At 40.5% G+C, this 17655-nt stretch carries 22 protein-coding genes; 15 read left to right on the plus strand and 7 right to left on the minus strand.

The window, feature by feature from the left end:
- Positions 1 to 14: 14 nt before the first annotated feature.
- From PT287_RS08875 to trxA, 5 genes are all read left to right on the plus strand, one after another.
- Positions 15 to 272, plus strand: a complete 258-nt coding sequence (locus PT287_RS08875) for an IreB family regulatory phosphoprotein (RefSeq protein ID WP_212781015.1) — start codon at positions 15 to 17, stop codon at positions 270 to 272.
- Positions 272 to 700 (plus strand): Holliday junction resolvase RuvX, encoded by a 429-nt coding sequence (gene ruvX, locus PT287_RS08880; protein ID WP_277134294.1) that lies wholly within the window; start codon positions 272 to 274, stop codon positions 698 to 700. The genes PT287_RS08875 and ruvX overlap by 1 nt, the downstream gene beginning before the upstream one ends.
- Before the next feature lies 1 nt (position 701).
- A complete protein-coding gene (locus tag PT287_RS08885; RefSeq protein WP_277134296.1) occupies positions 702 to 1007 on the plus strand; it encodes a DUF1292 domain-containing protein in 306 nt (101 codons plus the stop codon).
- A gap of 57 nt (positions 1008 to 1064) precedes the next feature.
- Complete coding sequence (locus PT287_RS08890) at positions 1065 to 3419, plus strand: endonuclease MutS2 (RefSeq protein ID WP_277134298.1); 2355 nt, start codon at positions 1065 to 1067, stop codon at positions 3417 to 3419.
- Between the two features lie 78 nt (positions 3420 to 3497).
- A complete protein-coding gene (trxA, locus tag PT287_RS08895; protein ID WP_277134300.1) occupies positions 3498 to 3809 on the plus strand; it encodes a thioredoxin in 312 nt (103 codons plus the stop codon).
- A 46-nt stretch (positions 3810 to 3855) separates the two neighbouring features.
- On the opposite strand, the gene mscL is transcribed toward trxA, so the two are convergent.
- Together mscL and PT287_RS08905 are read right to left on the minus strand one after the other, a co-directional pair.
- Positions 3856 to 4224 (minus strand): large-conductance mechanosensitive channel protein MscL, encoded by a 369-nt coding sequence (gene mscL / locus PT287_RS08900; RefSeq protein WP_277134301.1) that lies wholly within the window; start codon positions 4222 to 4224, stop codon positions 3856 to 3858.
- Between the two features lie 310 nt (positions 4225 to 4534).
- A complete protein-coding gene (locus tag PT287_RS08905; protein ID WP_277134302.1) occupies positions 4535 to 4942 on the minus strand; it encodes a YslB family protein in 408 nt (135 codons plus the stop codon).
- Between the two features lie 79 nt (positions 4943 to 5021).
- Between PT287_RS08905 and murI the strand changes: the two genes are divergently transcribed.
- Positions 5022 to 5828, plus strand: coding sequence for a glutamate racemase (gene murI / locus PT287_RS08910; RefSeq protein ID WP_277134330.1), 807 nt, complete (start codon positions 5022 to 5024; stop codon positions 5826 to 5828).
- Positions 5825 to 6445 (plus strand): XTP/dITP diphosphatase, encoded by a 621-nt coding sequence (locus tag PT287_RS08915; protein ID WP_277134304.1) that lies wholly within the window; start codon positions 5825 to 5827, stop codon positions 6443 to 6445. The genes murI and PT287_RS08915 overlap by 4 nt, the downstream gene beginning before the upstream one ends.
- 40 nt (positions 6446 to 6485) lie before the next feature.
- Here the strand turns inward: PT287_RS08915 and PT287_RS08920 are convergent, their stop codons facing one another.
- Positions 6486 to 7301 carry a mechanosensitive ion channel family protein gene (locus PT287_RS08920; protein ID WP_277134305.1) on the minus strand — a complete coding sequence of 272 codons (816 nt, stop codon included), beginning with the start codon at positions 7299 to 7301 and terminating at the stop codon, positions 6486 to 6488.
- Between the two features lie 112 nt (positions 7302 to 7413).
- On the opposite strand from PT287_RS08920, the gene PT287_RS08925 reads away from it, so the two are divergent.
- A complete protein-coding gene (locus PT287_RS08925) occupies positions 7414 to 7839 on the plus strand; it encodes a DUF948 domain-containing protein (protein WP_277134306.1) in 426 nt (141 codons plus the stop codon).
- An 18-nt stretch (positions 7840 to 7857) separates the two neighbouring features.
- Positions 7858 to 8220 carry a DUF1269 domain-containing family protein gene (locus tag PT287_RS08930; RefSeq protein WP_277134307.1) on the plus strand — a complete coding sequence of 121 codons (363 nt, stop codon included), beginning with the start codon at positions 7858 to 7860 and terminating at the stop codon, positions 8218 to 8220.
- 60 nt (positions 8221 to 8280) lie between these two features.
- On the opposite strand, the gene PT287_RS08935 is transcribed toward PT287_RS08930, so the two are convergent.
- Positions 8281 to 9387, minus strand: coding sequence for a Xaa-Pro peptidase family protein (locus PT287_RS08935; RefSeq protein ID WP_277134308.1), 1107 nt, complete (start codon positions 9385 to 9387; stop codon positions 8281 to 8283).
- A gap of 148 nt (positions 9388 to 9535) precedes the next feature.
- On the opposite strand from PT287_RS08935, the gene PT287_RS08940 reads away from it, so the two are divergent.
- Complete coding sequence (locus tag PT287_RS08940; protein ID WP_277134310.1) at positions 9536 to 10537, plus strand: substrate-binding domain-containing protein; 1002 nt, start codon at positions 9536 to 9538, stop codon at positions 10535 to 10537.
- A 48-nt stretch (positions 10538 to 10585) separates the two neighbouring features.
- On the opposite strand, the gene PT287_RS08945 is transcribed toward PT287_RS08940, so the two are convergent.
- The gene (locus tag PT287_RS08945) at positions 10586 to 11956 is read right to left on the minus strand and encodes a glycerophosphodiester phosphodiesterase (RefSeq protein ID WP_277134312.1); all 1371 of its coding nucleotides are present in this window, start codon (positions 11954 to 11956) and stop codon (positions 10586 to 10588) included.
- A gap of 87 nt (positions 11957 to 12043) precedes the next feature.
- Here PT287_RS08945 and PT287_RS08950 point away from each other — a divergent pair, with 87 nt between their 5' ends.
- From PT287_RS08950 to PT287_RS08970, 5 genes are read left to right on the plus strand one after another with little or no spacing between them, the layout of a single operon-like run.
- Positions 12044 to 12376 carry a hypothetical protein gene (locus PT287_RS08950; protein ID WP_277134314.1) on the plus strand — a complete coding sequence of 111 codons (333 nt, stop codon included), beginning with the start codon at positions 12044 to 12046 and terminating at the stop codon, positions 12374 to 12376.
- Positions 12377 to 12387: 11 nt separating this feature from the next.
- Positions 12388 to 13758 (plus strand): bifunctional UDP-sugar hydrolase/5'-nucleotidase, encoded by a 1371-nt coding sequence (locus PT287_RS08955; RefSeq protein WP_277134316.1) that lies wholly within the window; start codon positions 12388 to 12390, stop codon positions 13756 to 13758.
- A gap of 5 nt (positions 13759 to 13763) precedes the next feature.
- On the plus strand, positions 13764 to 14369 hold the full coding sequence (locus tag PT287_RS08960; protein WP_277134318.1) for a YutD family protein: 606 nt from the start codon (positions 13764 to 13766) through the stop codon (positions 14367 to 14369).
- On the plus strand, positions 14370 to 15143 hold the full coding sequence (locus tag PT287_RS08965; RefSeq protein WP_277134320.1) for a TIGR01457 family HAD-type hydrolase: 774 nt from the start codon (positions 14370 to 14372) through the stop codon (positions 15141 to 15143).
- Positions 15140 to 15748 carry a TIGR01906 family membrane protein gene (locus PT287_RS08970; protein WP_277134322.1) on the plus strand — a complete coding sequence of 203 codons (609 nt, stop codon included), beginning with the start codon at positions 15140 to 15142 and terminating at the stop codon, positions 15746 to 15748. Before PT287_RS08965 ends, PT287_RS08970 begins: the two co-directional genes overlap by 4 nt.
- Positions 15749 to 15760: 12 nt before the next feature.
- Here PT287_RS08970 and PT287_RS08975 read toward each other — a convergent pair whose 3' ends face one another.
- Positions 15761 to 16411 carry a VTT domain-containing protein gene (locus PT287_RS08975; RefSeq protein ID WP_277134324.1) on the minus strand — a complete coding sequence of 217 codons (651 nt, stop codon included), beginning with the start codon at positions 16409 to 16411 and terminating at the stop codon, positions 15761 to 15763.
- Positions 16412 to 16419: 8 nt separating this feature from the next.
- Positions 16420 to 17379 carry an NAD(P)/FAD-dependent oxidoreductase gene (locus PT287_RS08980; protein ID WP_348635302.1) on the minus strand — a complete coding sequence of 320 codons (960 nt, stop codon included), beginning with the start codon at positions 17377 to 17379 and terminating at the stop codon, positions 16420 to 16422.
- Positions 17380 to 17655 lie beyond the last annotated feature (276 nt).

The following is a 17655-nucleotide window of genomic DNA, read 5'->3' on the forward strand; positions in this document are numbered from 1 at the left end:
TAGGAGGAATGAAAATGAGTTCGCTAGATAAAACAATGCATTTTGATTTTAATCAAAATAAAGGCAAGAATGTTTATGATACTCTCCAAGATGTATATGATGCGCTTGAGGAAAAGGGCTATAATCCAATTAATCAGATTGTCGGCTACCTATTGTCTGGCGATCCAGCATACATTCCGCGGCACAATGACGCTCGTAATTTGATTTTGAAGCATGAGCGTGATGAAATTATTGAAGAACTTGTCAAAAGTTATCTTGGAAAAGACAAGTAATGCGTTTAATAGGTTTAGATGTCGGGTCTAAGACAGTTGGCGTTGCCGTTAGCGATGAATTGGGGATTACTGCCCAGAAGGTAGAGACGATTCCAATTGATGAAGCTAAGTTTAGTTTTGGGATGCGCCCACTTAAAAAAATCGTTCGGCAGTATGATGCGGATGGTTTTGTCTTGGGCTTACCCAAAAACATGGATGGCACATCTGGCAATTCGGTTGCGCGCAGCAAGGCTTATGGTGAGCGGTTGATCGCTAAGTTTGGCTTGCCCGTATATTATTCAGACGAGCGCCTGACAACGATTGAATCGCGTCGGGTCTTAGTAGAAGAAGCTGGCATGCATGACCGCCACCAGCGTAAAGAAGTAATTGACCAAATGGCCGCTGTCTTGATTTTACAAAATTATTTAGACTTACACCGAAAGGATTAATATGACACAAGAAGTTCACGGTGATGACCGGCAAATTACCCTTGTTGATGACAAGGGCAATGAAGAATTATACGAAGTTTTATTTACATTTCATTCAGATGACTATGACAAGTCTTACATCTTACTTTATCCAGCTGCAGTAGGTGATGATGAAGAAGTTGAAGTTCAAGCATTTAGTTATGATGCTGATGATGCAGGCGATGTGACCAGCAGCGATTTGCACGAAATTGAATCAGACGATGAATGGAACATGGTTCAAGGGGTGTTGAATACTTTCTTGGATGATGACCGTTTAAGTGGTGAATAAAAAAGAAAGACTGGCTTAGCCAGTCTTTTTTTATTAATAGAGAAAAATAGACGACTAATGAATGACAAAATATTAAAAACGTTGGAATTTTCTAAAATTACGCAAAGGTTGGCTGGTCAAGCAATTACGGCACCAGCTAAGGAGCGGGCAATAAACTTAAAGCCCAGCGGTGACTTTGCTCAAGTTGAATTATCTTTAAAGCAGACTTTGGCGTTAGTTAATTTATTGCGAATTAAGGGTCAACTACCGCTGACTGATTTTGAAGATGTCCGTCCTAGTACCAAGCGTTTGCGGATCAAGGCAAATTTGAATGCCAAAGAATTGGGGAATATCCTACTTGTCTTGGTTTTAGCCAATGAAGTTAATAGCTTTTTGGCAGATGTTAATGGCGAGCAACTAAACTTAGAGGCAATTACAGGAATTGTCGCCGAGCTAGATGTTCCCGAAATGTTATTGAACGAACTTAAGCGCGCACTTGACTTTGATGGTGAGATTTTAGATACGGCTTCAAGCAATTTGGCCCACTTGCGTCACGACTTAAAGAGCAATGACGAAGAGATCAAGGTGCGAATGGATGCCTATACTAAGGGCAGCAGCAGTAAATATTTATCAGAACAGATTGTGACCATTCGTGATGACCGCTATGTTATTCCGGTTAAGCAAGAATATCGGGCAAAATTTGGTGGTGTGGTCCATGATCAGAGTGCCAGTGGCCAGACTTTATTCGTGGAACCCGGTGCAGTTCTAAGTTTAAACAATCGCCAACAGAATTTATTAGCTCAGGAGCGGCAAGAAATTAACCGTATTTTACGGCAATTATCAGACTTGGCACGTGAAGAAGTGGTGCGACTCGATGCAATTGCTACGGCCCTAACCGAATTGGACTTTTTGCAGGCTAAGGCACATTTGGCTCGGGCAATGAAAGCAACTGAACCAAAGTTAAACCAAAAACATGAATTGAATTTATTACAGGCACGTCACCCGCTGATTGATCCAGAAAAGGTCTTGCCTAATGATATTCGCTTGGGACTTGAATTTGATACGATGTTAATTACCGGTCCTAACACTGGTGGTAAGACGATTACCCTCAAGACAACTGGTCTTTTGCAATTAATGGCGCAAGCTGGCTTATTTATTCCAGCTGCTGAGGGCAGTCAGGTCGGTGTTTTTAAAGATATTTGTGCTGATATTGGTGATGAGCAGTCAATTGAGCAGTCACTCAGTACTTTTTCATCGCACATTAACGATATTATTCAAATTATGAAAAAGGTTGACGATCAGACACTAGTTTTAATTGACGAAATTGGGGCTGGGACTGATCCAGAAGAGGGTGCCAGCCTGGCAATCAGTATTTTGGACTTTTTGCGTAAGAAAAAAGCTAAAATCATGGTTACAACGCACTATCCAGAATTAAAACTGTACGGTTATAATCGTTCGCGGACAAGCAATGCATCAATGGAATTTGATGTGAAGACACTGTCACCGACTTATCGTTTGCAAATTGGGATTCCTGGTCACAGTAATGCTTTTGCGATTGCGCGGCGGCTAGGAATGCGTGAGGATGTTGTTAAAAACGCACAGGAATTGATGTCTGATGAAAATTCGGACATTAATACTATGATTATGCGCTTAGATAAGCAGACCAAAGCAGCAACCGATGCTCGTAATCACTTGGAAAGTAGCCTTGATCGTAGTGAAAAGTTAGCGGAAAAATTGCAGCAGGCACTTGATTGGTATAATCAACGTGTGCAAAAGCAACTTGAGTTTGCGCAAGAACGGGCAAATGAGGTTGTTGCTAAAAAGCGCAAGAAAGCCGATCAAATTATTGCTAAGTTGGAAGAGCAGCACGGTAGTGTTAAGCAAAATGAGGTAATCGCTGCCAAGGGTGAATTTAACCAATTAGCAAAACAGGAAGAAAATCTGGCGCACAATAAGGTGTTGCAGCGTGAAAAGAAGCGGCATCATGTTACAGTTGGCGATCGGGTTAAAGTTTTGTCTTATGGTCAAGTGGGAACAATTACTAAACGCCTAGGTGAGCACCAATATGAAGTGCAAATGGGGATTATTAAGGTTAAAGTTAGTGATCGCGATGTTGAAAAAATTTCGGGTGAAACTAAGACTAAGCCGCAAAAAATGGTGCGTGCCACTAGTGCTAATCGCCGCAGTAATGCCCGGAGTGAACTTGACTTGCGCGGTCAACGCTATGAAGAAGCTATGACTAATCTTGATCGCTACATTGATTCGGTCTTGTTAGCTGGACTTGATGTTGTGACGATTATTCACGGTATTGGGACCGGGGCTATTCGTAAAGGTGTTTGGCAGTACTTGGCTTCCAGCAGCCATGTTAAGAGTTATAATTATGCACCAGCCAATGAAGGTGGCAATGGTGCAACAATTGTTCATTTAAAGTAAAGCACTTGTAAAAAGTAAGTCAGCTTGCTATACTAAAATCATTAAGAGATAACGTAAGTTTATGTAGGAGGTATTTTCATGGTTGATGAATTAACAGATGAAAATTTTGAAGAAGAAACCAAAGATGGTGTCGTTTTAACAGACTTTTGGGCAACTTGGTGTGGTCCATGTAAGATGCAATCACCAGTTGTTGATCAATTGGCTGAGGAACGTCAAGACGTTAAGTTCACTAAGATGGACGTTGACCAAAATAAAGAAACGCCAAACGCTTTAGGCATTATGGCGATTCCAACAATGATTATTAAAAAAGATGGTAAGATTGTTGATCGTTTGACTGGTTATACACCAAAGCCAAAGCTTGACCAAATCTTAAATCAATATACTGATTAGTAAGAAAGAGCCTCTCGCAAATGCGGGAAGCTCTTTTTTTGCTATGTTATTTTTCTTTTAAGAGGTCACGAATTTCACGTAAGTAATCGTCGGTCGTTGGTCCGGATGGTGCCTCTTTTTCTGGCTGATGCTTAGTTAATCGGTTAATTCCTTTAACTAAGAGGAATACGATGATCGCGATAATTAAGAAGTTAATTACCGTATTGATGAAGGCACCGTATTTAAAAGTCGCGCCGCCAACTCGTAAAACTAGATTTGAAAGGTCAATTTTGCCAATAAATAATCCAATTAGTGGGTTAATCAGGTTGTTAACCAGAGAATTGACGATATTAGTAAAGGCACCACCGATAATTACACCAACAGCCAAATCAATGACGTTGCCGCGTTGAATAAATTCTTTAAATTCTTTGAGCATTTTTGATCCTCCTATTATACCTTAATCATAGGTCAAGATGACAAAGAAGTGGTAGAAAAAAGATTAGATTGCTACTAAAAAATATTTGTACTATATAATTATTGATTGCTTTTTACTAAGAAGGAGATTTAACACAACTACAGTGATTGCGGCAATTTAAATAGGAGAGCCTAATAAATATTGTAATAATAGTTTGTAAATAATCAGCAAAATATTTTAAATAAAAAGTTTAAAATAAAATTGTCCGTATTCTATCTAAATAAGTGCAAAAATAGTCATAGCGATTAAGCATATAACTTAACAAAAGTAGTTAGTCAAATTGAGCAATTAATTGGACCTTTTGCTTTTTTTCGTCAATGTTGACGTCACATTCAGTAATGCGGCCGTTTTGTTTTTGCATTGCCTCGGCGACGATACCAGCCTCAAGCGAAAACTCGTGACTGTCACTATTCAGGCGGTCGATGACAGTTTGACCGTTTAATTCAAAAATAATTGTTGTTCGCTTTTCTTTAATTTTAGTTAAAGTGCCAAATTCAGCTGTCGCAAAAAAGCTGTTGACGTCTTCATAAGAGGCTAAATCATATTTGCGGGCGACGCGTTTACCGGCCCAATACAAAATAGCGTCATCGTCATCGCCTAAGATTTGTGGCAAGATGAAGTCACGGTACAGTTGATTAATAAAATATACATGTTCGCTTTGCTCAGTATTATTTTGCATAAAGTATTCATCCCTTTTATTCTTTTCTATTTTACCGTAAAATTGATAAGTAGAAAACTTTTAGGGAGAAATTTGTATGATGAACAATCGTCCAATTGGTCTGTTAGATTCCGGTGTTGGCGGACTAAGTGTCGTAAAAAAGGTACTGCAGAAAATGCCGCATGAATCAACGGTTTTTATTGGGGATAATGCCAACATTCCTTATGGCGATAAGTCACAAGCCGACATTATTGACCTCACACGGCAAAGTGTTAAATTTTTATTAAGTAAAAACGTGAAGCTAATTATTTTTGCCTGCAATACTGCAACAGCTGCCGCAATGGCTACCATTCAACGAGAAATTAGCCAACAAATTGTTGGTGTTATCCAATCTGGGGGACTGCTGGCGGCACAAACGACACAAAATAAAAACGTTGCCGTGGTGGCAACGAACTATACAATTTCTCACCACGCTTATCAACAAGAAATTAACTTTCGTGATCCCGAAATTAAGGTAACTGAATTAGCTGCGCCTAAGTTGGTGCCGCTAATTGAGCAAGATGCTAATGAGGCGACTTGTCTTGAGGCAGTTAAATCAACCTTGGCGCCGATTATAACGCAGAAATTTGATACGCTAGTTTTGGGGTGTACCCATTATCCGTTAATTAAGGCTCAGTTTGCCCAAACTCTTGGGGATAAAGTTAGGTTGGTCGATCCAGCTGATCAAGTAGCACAATACACGGCTAACGTGATGGAACGTGATGGTCTACTTAGCACGGCTGATAATAGGCCGACACATGAATATTACACAACTGGTGATGTGGCAATGTTTAATGAATTGGGCAGCAAGTTTTTAAATGATCCAGCATTTAAGGCACAGCATCTGATTAAAGGAGAAGATTATTGATGAAAGAAATTCTATTTGCAACGACTAATCAGGGGAAAGTTAAAGAATTACGCGAGGCTTTTGCACAAGCAGGGATTGAAGCTGTGATTAAAACCAATGCCGACCTGGATAATCCACCAATTGTGGATGAATACGGAACGACTTTTGAGCAAAATGCCAAGCTCAAGGCACACGAACTCGCTGATTTTAGCGGAATGATTACAATTGCCGATGATTCTGGGTTAATGGTTGATGCCCTTGACGGCGCTCCGGGAGTGCATTCTGCACGTTATGCCGGTGAAGGTCATAATGATGCCCAGAATAATGCAAAATTATTGGCAGAGCTTGGCGGTATCCCACAAGAAAAAAGGACAGCCAAGTTCAATACGACGATTGTTGCTTCAATGCCGGGTCAGTTTGACCATGATCTTGTAGTTGATGGTCAATGTGCTGGGCAGATTCTAGCAGCACCTCGCGGCGAAGATGGCTTTGGCTATGATCCGCTATTTTACGTACCAGAAAAGGGTAAAACTTTTGCGCAAATGACTTTGGATGAAAAAAATAGCCTGTCGCACCGCGGACGAGCAATTGTTAAGCTGCTTGCCGCATGGCCAGAGTGGTTAGCACAATTTAATTAAGTAAAAAAGGTTAACTCAATTTAAATGAGTTAACCTTTTTCTATCCTGCTAAAGTAATATTGTTGTCTTGTAAAATCTTGAGGTAAGCTGCTAAATAAATGTCCTGGACGTCTTTTTCTCTGCCGGGTTTAACTTGGAAGTGGATTACATAGTTGACGGTTTTGGCAGTTTGGTTAGTGATGCCGATAATCTTCGGTCCTTGCACCAAAGTCTTTTTAGCAAGCCCGACCTGATTATTTGCCTGATTAATCAGCGTGCGGACTTTGTCAAAGTCATTTTGGACATTTAATTGCAAGGTAATATCTAGGCCAATGCCGCCGTGAGCCAGATTTTGCACAATTGAAATATTGCGGTTAGGGATGTAAATAATGGACCCATCAGTGCCCTTGAGTCGCGTGGTTCTGAGCCCCAACTGGACCACAGTACCAGTTTGATTATTAATTTGGACAATATCACCAACGTCAAATTGGTCTTCACTTAAAATAAAAAAGCCGTTAACTAAGTCGCTGACAAAGCCCTGTGCGCCCATCCCTAATGCTAGGGAAAAGATACCGGCACTTGCTAGGAGAGTCCCAATTGGAATTCCCAAAATTGATAAAACTCCAAATAAGTAAAAGAAAATTACGGTATAGCTAAAAATACTATTTATTAAAGCAGCTACGGTTCTAGTACGCTTATTTTGGGGTCGTTTACTATGCTTTAAATAATGGTTTATAATTCTTTTTCCGCAGCAGTCAATAATATAAAAGATTGCTGTTGATAAGACCAGCTGCCAGATTACAGTGAGTAAATGTTCACCGATACTGTCCCAGTTTAGTTTTAAAAACTGGCGATTTAATTTAAGTAAGTTATTCATTGCGTTTACCTTTCATTGATGTACATTAACTATAACAAAATATTTACATATCAGTTGAGATTAAAGTGTTTACATGCTAGACTTTTTTTAGAAGTAAAATTGGAGGTAGAAGATGGAAATTTCCTATGGTGCGCTAGCAGGCTTAATTGCTGCTGTTGCATTACTAATTTTAGTACTTTTCGCTATTCCAGTGCTGGTTCGTGCTGCAAAGGCTACTAAAGAAGCAAAGAAAACTATTCAAATTGCGAATGAGTCAATCCAGCAAGTTGCCAAAGATGTTGATGGCTTGCTTGACCAAACAAATGATTTGCTTGACAAGACCAACGTCTTGCTGGCTGATGTTAATGTCAAGATGAAGACCTTAGATCCAGTTGTTCAAGCAGCTGCAGATTTGGGTGAAAGTGTTTCAGATGTTAATGCTTCTTCGCGGAAAATGGCAAAGCGGTTCAGTAGTGCTCATTTTAAGCGTAATGGGGCCGTTTCTTCTGCTTTAACAGCAATGTTTGCACGGCGCAGGCGTCGCAAAGGTGAAGATTAAGTAAAAGGAGTTACTTTTATGAAAAAATTTACAAGTTTTTTATTTGGTACAATCGTTGGTTGTGCCGCAGGATTTATTGCAGGATCATTGTTTGTTACTGATGATCAAGTAGACGATTTAAAGAGTAAGGTTAAGAACAATGATACTGTTCAAGACTTGAAGAAGAAATATGACAATGGTACCGAAGTCGTTAAGAATCAATTAGCATCATTTCCTAAGAATGTTGAAGACGATTCTGAATTAAAAGATTTCGATGATATTGTGATTGATGATTCGAATGAAAATGTTGCTCAAAGTGATAATGCGGAAAACGCAGTTGCTGATTTGCACGATGCCGAAAAAGACACAGACGTTGAACCACCAATTTATCCACAAGAATAAGTAATGTTAATAAAAAAGCACCAGACAGATTTTTCTGCTTGGTGCTTTTTTAGTTAATAATTAATCTTTAAGTGGTAAAACTTTCAATTCCTTGTCAGTGTGGGTGAATGGCTGGTAGCCGTCTTTAGTAACAACGCCGCAATCTTCAATTCTTACGCCAGCAACACCGGGGATGTAAATACCAGGTTCAATTGAGAAGCACATACCTTCTTCAATGATTAAGTCATTGCCTTGAACAATTGATGGGTACTCGTGTACGTCTTTACCAATTCCGTGGCCAAGTCTGTGGATAAAGTATTCGCCATAACCAGCCTTGGTAATAATATCCCGCGCAACGCCATCAAGTTCTGAAGCAGTCATTCCGGGACGAACGGCATCAATTGCAGCTTGTTGGGCTTCACGATCGATTTCGTAAATTTCCCGTTCCTTAGCGCTAGGTTCACCATAAGCAACAGTCCGACTTGAGTCAGAAGCATAGCCATTGTGCATGGTTCCGAGGTCAAACAAGACTAATTCGTTTGGCTTAATTTTGGTCATTGATGGCCCAAGGTGAGGATTGGCGGCATTGGCACCAGCCTGAACAATGGTTTCAAAACTTTCGTGCATGACACCTTTTTGTAATTTTAATTGGTAGTCAATTTGCCCAGCAATATAACGTTCAGTTACGCCGGTTCTGATAGCATCAAATCCAATTTGGAAAGCAAAGTCAGCTTCACGACCAGCAGCCTGCAATTCCTTAATCTCACTAGGTGTCTTGTACAATCGAATTTTAGCGATAAAGTTGGAAACGTCCCCGCTAAAATCGGCATCTGAAAATTGTTCATGGATTAATTGATAATGGGCAACAGATAAATTATTTTTCTGTAAAGCCCATTTGTGATATTCACTCGTTCTGCTTTTAATTTTGTCAGCGATAATTGACCAAGGATCTTCTGAATCGAGGTAGCCATAAACGTCGCCATCCCAAGCCGAATTTTTGGCTTCTTCGACATTTAATGCGGGAACGAAAACGAAGGGATCGCTGTCTTTAAAGGCAAGTAGAGCAAAAATACGCTCATGGGGCTCCATCTCGTAGCCAGTGAAATATGCAATAGTAATCGGATTAGAAATGTAAGCTACATCATTACCAGAACTTTGTAGCCATTCCTGTAATTTATTTAAATTCATCTTAATGTTCCTTTCAAAATAAATCGTAATCATGAAAAGTATATCATGTTCTAAGTGTGAAAAAATGAAAGAATGGTTGTAAACGTTTGCAATTTGCTGCAATTCATGGTAAATTCTATATTAAGGATTTTTTACGGAGGAACGAAGGATGCGTAAACAAGATATTACAATTTATGATGTTGCTCGTGAAGCCGAAGTCTCAATGGCGACAGTCTCACGGGTTGTTAATGGCAATACAAATGTGCGTAAAGACACGCGTGAACGAGTAATGGCGGTTATTAATCGCCTGCATTATCAACCAAATGCTGTTGCTCAAGGCTTGGCTTCTAAAAGGACAACAACTGTTGGTTTGATTGTGCCAGATTTGACCAACCTGTACTTTGCTGAACTATCAAAGGGGATTGATGATATTGCCTTGCTGTACAAGTACAACATTATTATTACAAGTATTGAAAATCGCTTAATGCGTGAAGACCAAGCAATCCAAGGCTTGTTAAATAAGCAGGTTGATGGTGTAATCTACATGTCAAATTGCTTACCAAAAGAAGCAGTTGAAGCATTTAAGCGCACTGATACGCCGGTAGTTTTAGCAGGAACTAAGGACAGTCACAAGGAATTTCCGTCAGTAACGATTGACTACCGCAAAGCAGATACCGAAGCCTTGAACTTACTATACAATGATGGCAAGCGTAACTTGGCCTTAGTTGTTGGGGATGCCGATGCTGTTGTTAATGCTGAATGTCGGATTCCAGCTTACAATGAATTTATGGCAGAGCATCACTTAGGTGAGGGTCGGATTTATGAGAATATCAAAGACCATTCAGATGGTTATAACTTGTATTCACGCTTGCTTCAAGACGGTGTTGATGGTGTAGTTGTTACCCGCGATATTACTGCTGTTGGTATTTTAAACTCAGCAATTGATGCTGGTAAGAAAGTGCCGGAAGACCTAGAAATTATTACGGCAAGTGCAACTCAAATTGCTTCGGTTGTTCGACCAGCTTTGACCGCAATTCGTCAGCCATTATATGACATGGGTGCTGTTGCGATGAGAATGTTGACCAAGTTGATGAACAACGAGGACGTAACGGATACGCAAATTGAGTTACCATATGAATTGTTGAAGAAGCAAAGTACGAGTAACCAATAATTTTAAGTATAGAAAAACGATTCACAGTTTAGTGAATCGCTTTTTTTGTTAGTAAATTATTTGTATGGTGGCTTTAATCAGCTCTGGAGTAGTCTTAATTCGCGGCGCCATCTGTGATAAGTAAGCTGTTAGAGCAATATTATGATAGCGACTTATGCGCGGCAATTGGCGGTAGCTTTCCCAACTTTGTTGATCAAAAAAGCCGTAGAACAAAATATCTTGCGCCTTGACCCAGCCTAATTTGGTGTAAAGCCACATGCTCTTGGGACTGCCGTTAAAGTTAGCAATCTTAAAGAGTGTATTAGCTGGCAAAGTTTTATCAGTCTTTGATTGATTATCAGGTAGGCGATAGATTGGCACCTGCTTTTGTGGTTTAGCGATGATTTGCTTATCCCGATATGGAGCGATGTCGCGTGTCGTTAAATCGAGGTTGACAAATTCAGCAGAGATAAAAGTTTGGTCGGCAACCTGATAATACAGCTGGTTATGAGCACGGACGCCATACATGACGTTGAGTTTTTGCCCAGGATGAATGTATTTGTGTTGCTTAATGCGGACGTATGGGTTCATCATGATTGGCGTTTTGCTTTTGCCAAAATAAACACCGCTGCGGTGAATATCGTACTTACTGGTGCCTTCTTTAGCCAATTTATATTTAAAACCGGTAGCCGGATAATTGGTAACCACGCCGTCAACATTTTTATTAATTAGCCAGTGCCATAGGGCAGGCGACTCATCCATTTCCGCCCAAACATACACCTGCTTATTAAGTAAATGCAACCAGTGAATCAACCAAGAATGCTCTTGAATAACGTCGGATGACACGTTGACCGCGTTAACTTGCGGTAAATTACTAAAATTCATGCGCTTGAGGCTGCCGACAAGTAAAATTAAATAGGCGTTTGGCATTAGTGACCGCAAATGAAAGAGACTTGCTGCCGAAAAAGAGTGGATCATGACGCGATTTTGCATGTGGTACTTTTTAATTGTCTGTGCGATTTCGTCTTCTAATTGGTAAGATGGATCGATTGAGTGGTCCACCTTGGTTTCTAAAACAAATTTTGTGTTTGGCTGCTTTTGGTAATGCTCAAAGAGTTGGTCCAAACTAAGTACATGTTCACCGTTATCATATGTTAATTGGCTAAGTGTTTGCCAAGTATTTTGTGATACAATTGCATGTGTATGAGTAACTCGAAATAAATCATCATCATGTGAGACAACTAAAACTCCGTCTGAAGACAGATGCAGGTCGAGTTCAACGTAATCGGCTCCAGAATTGAAGGCCGAGTCGTCACTCTGAATTGTTTCTTCAGGGTATTTGCTCGGATCGCCTCTGTGACCGACAACGGTAAAGCCGCTGGTCGTGACAAAGATTAAGCTAAAAAAAAGAGCCAGAATTAGATGGCTATATCGTTTCATGTGTACACCTCTATCGCTTAATACAATAGCATGGTTGCACATTTTTTGCTATAGAGCAAAAGTTTTTATTTTATGGAGGCGAGGTTAATGGATCAACAATATGAAGAGTTAGATTTGATTGAAGAAATTACCAGAAACGACGGCAGCAAGTACTTTGAGATTTCGAATATTGATCAAAATGGCATTGCCGAATTGGCTGTTGATCACGGCATGATTAAGAATGTCCGGATTTTGCAATTGAATATTCCTAGGACTAAAGCGTTGATTACTTATGAAAAATATATTAATAAAAATTATCATCTGGAAACTTTAACTAACGAAGATGATTGGAAAAATCCGAGTTGGGTTGAATGGGAGAAGCCAAAGGGCAAGATTCGGGATGCCTATCAGATGATTTTGAAATCTAACCAGATTGGATAAAAGAGCAGCATATGGAAACACTTCGCATTTTACATACCAATGATTTACACTCGCATTTTGAACATTTTCCTAAAATTGGGCGTTATTTAAAAACCGCCCAGCAGGATCAATCGGTCGACCAAGTTTTCACATTTGATGCCGGTGATTTTATGGATCGTTCACAGCCGCTAACTGATGCAACGTACGGGCAAGCCAATATTGATTTGATGAACTCGTTTAATTACGATGCAATTACTATTGGCAATAATGAGGGAATTTCTAATTCTCATGCGGTGGTTGAGCAGCTGTTTGACCGTGCCAAATTTCCCGTAATTTTGGCTAATTTGCGCGAGGAAGATGAGACATTGCCGCATTGGTGCGTGCAGGATAAAATTTTGACTACCAAAAAGGGTACGCGAATTGCCTTAATTGGTTTGACGGCGGCTTATCCTTTGTCTTATCTGCCTAATCATTGGCACGTTAAGATGTTAAAGGAAACAATGGATGCGGTTTTGCCTGAGATTGAGGGTCAGTACGATGTCTTAATTCTGTTAACCCACATTGGCTTGAACATGGATCGCTTTTTGGCAGAAAATTATCCACAGATTGACTTAATTGTCGGCGGTCACAGCCACGATTTATTAAAGCGTGGTGAACAAGTTAATGGCGTCTGGCTGACACAGACGGGCAAGTGGGGCAACTATGTTGGCAATATTCGGCTGGAACTTGATGACCAGCACCACGTGCAAAAGATTGTGCCTCACGTTGAACCAACAAGTCTGATGAAGGCGGAGCCGGATGATGAAGAAGTAATTCAAAGTTATCAAGACCGCGGTCGTGATATTTTAATGCGGGAACAGATTGCGGATTTACCAGAAAAATTTGCGAATGATTGCGAGGCTACTATTCAAGTATCGCTTGATGCAATTGCTAATTTTGCTGGGACAGACCTAGCAATGCTCAGTTCGGGCTTGTTTTTAAATCCGTTCAAAAAGGGCATTTTAACAAAATACGATTTGCAAAAGAGCTTGCCACACTCAATGCATGTTGTGCGCTCAACCTTAAAGGGCAGCGATTTGTGGCGGTTGGTTATGGAAATTGAAAAAAACCGGCATTTTCTCGATCATTTTCCGTTGCAGGGGATGAGCTTTCGCGGGAAGATTTTTGGCCAAATGCATTACAAGGGAATTAAATTTGATCCGATTAGTCGCGTTGTTTATGTTAATGGCAAGCAGATTGACCCGCTCAAGGAATATGAAATTGCGGTTCTAGACCACTACGTACTAGTGCCGTTTTTCCCGACATTAGCAATTGTGGGCGATAATAAATTCTTATTTCCGCAATTTTTGCGGGAAGTTGTTGGCAATTATTTAGCCAAAAAATACCCGATTGATAGGAAGTGAAATAAATGACAGATAGGACAGTAGCAGATAAGGCAGACAGCTCAAAAAGACCGGAACGGAATAACAAGTTTACTGAGGATCAGCCGTTGCGTCACCCGCTGGCTGTTGTTGGTCAAGTTAGTGATCAAGTTAAGATTAATAAGCAGGTTTACCAAATACTTGTTAACAAAAGAGAAGCGCTGGATATTGAAGTTTTACGGCAAAAGTATGATCCGTATCTCGATCAATATGACTTTTTGGTTGGGGATGTTTCCAGTGAACATTTACGACTAAAGGGTTTTTATAAGGATAATATGCGGACAGCGATTGACCGCAAGGAGCAGACGATTGCGGATTATTTGATGGAATACTGTAATCCGGGAACGGGTTACTTTATTTTGCAGCTGCTCAGTCCGGTTCATCATTATCATTCTAGTAGCCAGAAAAATTGGCATGGCAACTACCGGCAATCTGGGCACAGACGCTTTGCCGCTCATTCAAAGAAGACGGTGGTGTTTAAAAAGCGGCGGGTGCACAAGACTACTTTTAAGAAAAAAGAAACGGTTGCGGTTAAAAAAGGACACAGCAATCATCACTCTTTTGTAATTAAAAAGAGAAGAGGCAGCAAGTAAGTGAAAGATTACCAATTATTTTTGATTGACCTTGACGGCACGATTTATCGCGGCAAGGATACAATTGCTGCAGGTGTGCGTTTTGTTCATCGGTTAGAGCAAGCAGGTAAGGATTATTTATTCTTGACCAATAACACCACGAGAACACCGCAGATGGTCGTAGATAAGCTGGCGGGTCATGGCATTAAGACAGACATAGAACACGTTTATACGCCCTGTATGGCGACTGTGAGCTATCTTAGAAGGCAGAGCCCGCAATTGACGCCACTTAAATTTTATTTAATTGGTGAAATTGGCTTGTGGCACGAATTTTTACAGCAAAAAGATTTTGAGTTGGCCCCGCACCACCCAGACTATGTTATTGTGGGGATGGATCGCGATTTAACGTACCGCAAGGTTCAAATTGCTGCTGACGCCATTAGAAGCGGCGCGACGTTTATTGGGACCAATGCCGACGTTAATTTACCTAGTGATGAAGGACTATTGCCAGGAAATGGGTCGCAGTGTGCTATGATTGCCGTGTCTAGTGGCCAAGAACCGCTGTATATTGGTAAGCCGTCAGCGATTATTGTTGAGATGGCGCTGACTAAAATGAAGTGCTCAAAGGAGCAGGCAATTTTGGTTGGCGATAATTATGATACTGATATTAAGGCCGGCTTTAATAGCCAAGTTGACCAATTATTAGTGACCACAGGAATTACGCAGCCGAGCGATATTAAGGATCAGCGGCAACCAACATATGTCGTTGGTAGTTTGGATCAATTTGAATTATGAACAAGCAAAATAGTATTCTGATGATTATTTATCATTTCGTATTTGCAATTACAAGCAGCGTAGTGGGCGCAATTGTTGCTAGCTGGCCGCTGCTTTTGGTTTTTATTGTTGTCCAAAAAACAAACAAAACGGTGAAACTGACGATTGGCCAAGTAATGCATAATTATAATCAACTAATGTGGTATTTGATTTGGCCGTTTAAGCATGTGCTGCACATGCGTGACTTGCCAACTTCGCCGATGGCGGCGCAGCACTTTGCGGCAGTGAAGAAACTGTTTGTTTTGGCAATTGTTGCCTTTTTGTGCTGTTTAGCAATTCATTTTTGGGGCCGGCGGCAAAAGGGTAATGTGCTAAAGCTAAATAAAGTTTGGGCACTACTATTTTTACTATTGCCGATTGCAATTTTGCCGTTTGCCGTGACAAACTTTGACAGTTTCTTCGTTTTGTTTCACCATGTGCTGTTTGCGGGTAGTAATACGTGGTTATTTGACCCAGCAACTGATCCGATTATCAATGTGCTAACAGAAGGTTTTTTTGCCTCGTGTTTTGCGGTTGGTGGAATTATTTATGAATTATACTTCGCTGAAAAATTATTACAGCATTAAAAAGGAGTTCCTTTAATGGAACTCCTTTTTTAGTGTGATGTGCTTTTTTAACGCAACGATTAAAATCGGGATGACAGAAATCAAGATAATGGCTAGGATTAAAATTGAAAAATGATCCCTGACAAACGGGATGTTGCCGAAGAAAAAGCCGACAACGGTGAACACACCGCACCAGAGAATACCACCGACAATGTTGTATGCCGCGAATTTACCGTAGTGCATTTTGCTGCCGCCAGAAATGAAGGGAACAAAGGTCCGAATGAACGGGATAAAACGCCCAATTACGATTGTGATTGGGCCATGACGTTCAAAAAAATTTTCGGCAGCTAGGCGATTTTTTTGATTGATTAACTTATTGAACCAAGCATAATGGCTACCGGCATTAATAGATCGAGCGCCAAGCTCATAATTGCAAGCATCACCCAGGACTGCCGCTAGCAGAACCGTTAGGTACACCAGCCAAATATCAAGTTGATATTTCGGATTAACGGCCATCGAGCTTGCTGCAAAAATAAGCGAATCCCCAGGTAAAAACGGAAAGATGACCAGGCCGGTTTCAATAAAAATAATGCCAAATAGGATAAGGTAGGTCCAACCGCCAAACTGATTGACGATTGCGATTAGGTGGTGATCAATGTGTAAGATAAAGTTGATTAACGCCATAAAGTCTCCTAAATACTGGTTGAGTGGATGGTTAAAGTTTTCTCTGGGAAAAGTGACCGCATAATTGAAGTAATTGCAATTTGCGCTTCACCAAAACCGAGGCCAATTACGGGTACGCGTCCGGGATATGTGGCGGCATCACCGACAGCATAAATCCCAGGGACGTTAGTTTTCATTTCCTGACCGACCTTAATCTGTCCGCCAGCAATGTCAACGCCCCATTGTTTAACAAAATTATTATTGGCGCGAAAACCATAAGCAACCACGATTTCATCAAATGAATGTTGGATAATGTCGGACTGACCCATTTGTTTTAGGCCGATCTGCAATTGATTATTCACTAACGAACTGACTTTAGGAAGGTAAGGGGTTAGAATTTCAACATTTTTTAAACTTTTAAGTTGGTGAATGCTGGATTCTAACCCGCGAAATTCGTTTCGCCGGTGGACGAGCTTAACATGTGTGTTAGGCTGCTGGGCTAATTCGAGTGCCCAATCAAGTGCTGAATCACCGCCGCCGAAAACGCCGACTGTTTTATCAGCAAATTTTTCAGGCTCTCTTATATAGTAGTGAATATGTTTTTCACTCTCGCTGTCCACTTTAAGTGGGAACTTTTTGGGCGTAAACGAACCAGTGCCGCTGGCAATAATGACACTTCTGACGGCGAACGCTTCGTCAATAATGAAATAATCGTCATCTTTTGTAATCTCACTGACGCGGTGGTTTAGTGCAAAAGTTGCTTTTGTTTTTGTTTCTTCTGCTAAACGTTCAACTAATTCTTTACCCGTAATTTCACCAAAAACAGGGATGTCAAAGATCTTTTTGAACGGGTAAAGTAGTTTTGGTTGCCCACCAACCTCCTTTAATGAGTCAAAAATGATTGTTTTCAGTCCGTGCAGATGAGCAAAATTCGCGCTGAAGAGACCAATTGGACCTGCCCCAACGATTGCTATGTCAAATTTTTTTATTTTAAAAACTCCCCTCTAAACGTTGATATAACAACTTTAACATGAAACTAGAAGTAAGTCATTTTAATAAATTTAAAAAAAAGCTTGCAAAAGAGGAGACAAGTTGGTAATATTAATAACTGTCGTCGGGCAAGACAAGTCAAGGCTTGCAAGACCGGGCGGCGAAAAGAAATTAAACATAGGTCTTGACAATAAGAGTTATGTTTAGTAAGATAATAAACGCTGCTGAGGAAAGCGAAACTTCTTCAGCAGGGGGCAGAAAAAAGTTCTTGACAA

It is taken from the genome of Lactobacillus sp. ESL0679, assembly GCF_029433515.1.
Lineage (GTDB): Bacteria > Bacillota > Bacilli > Lactobacillales > Lactobacillaceae > Lactobacillus.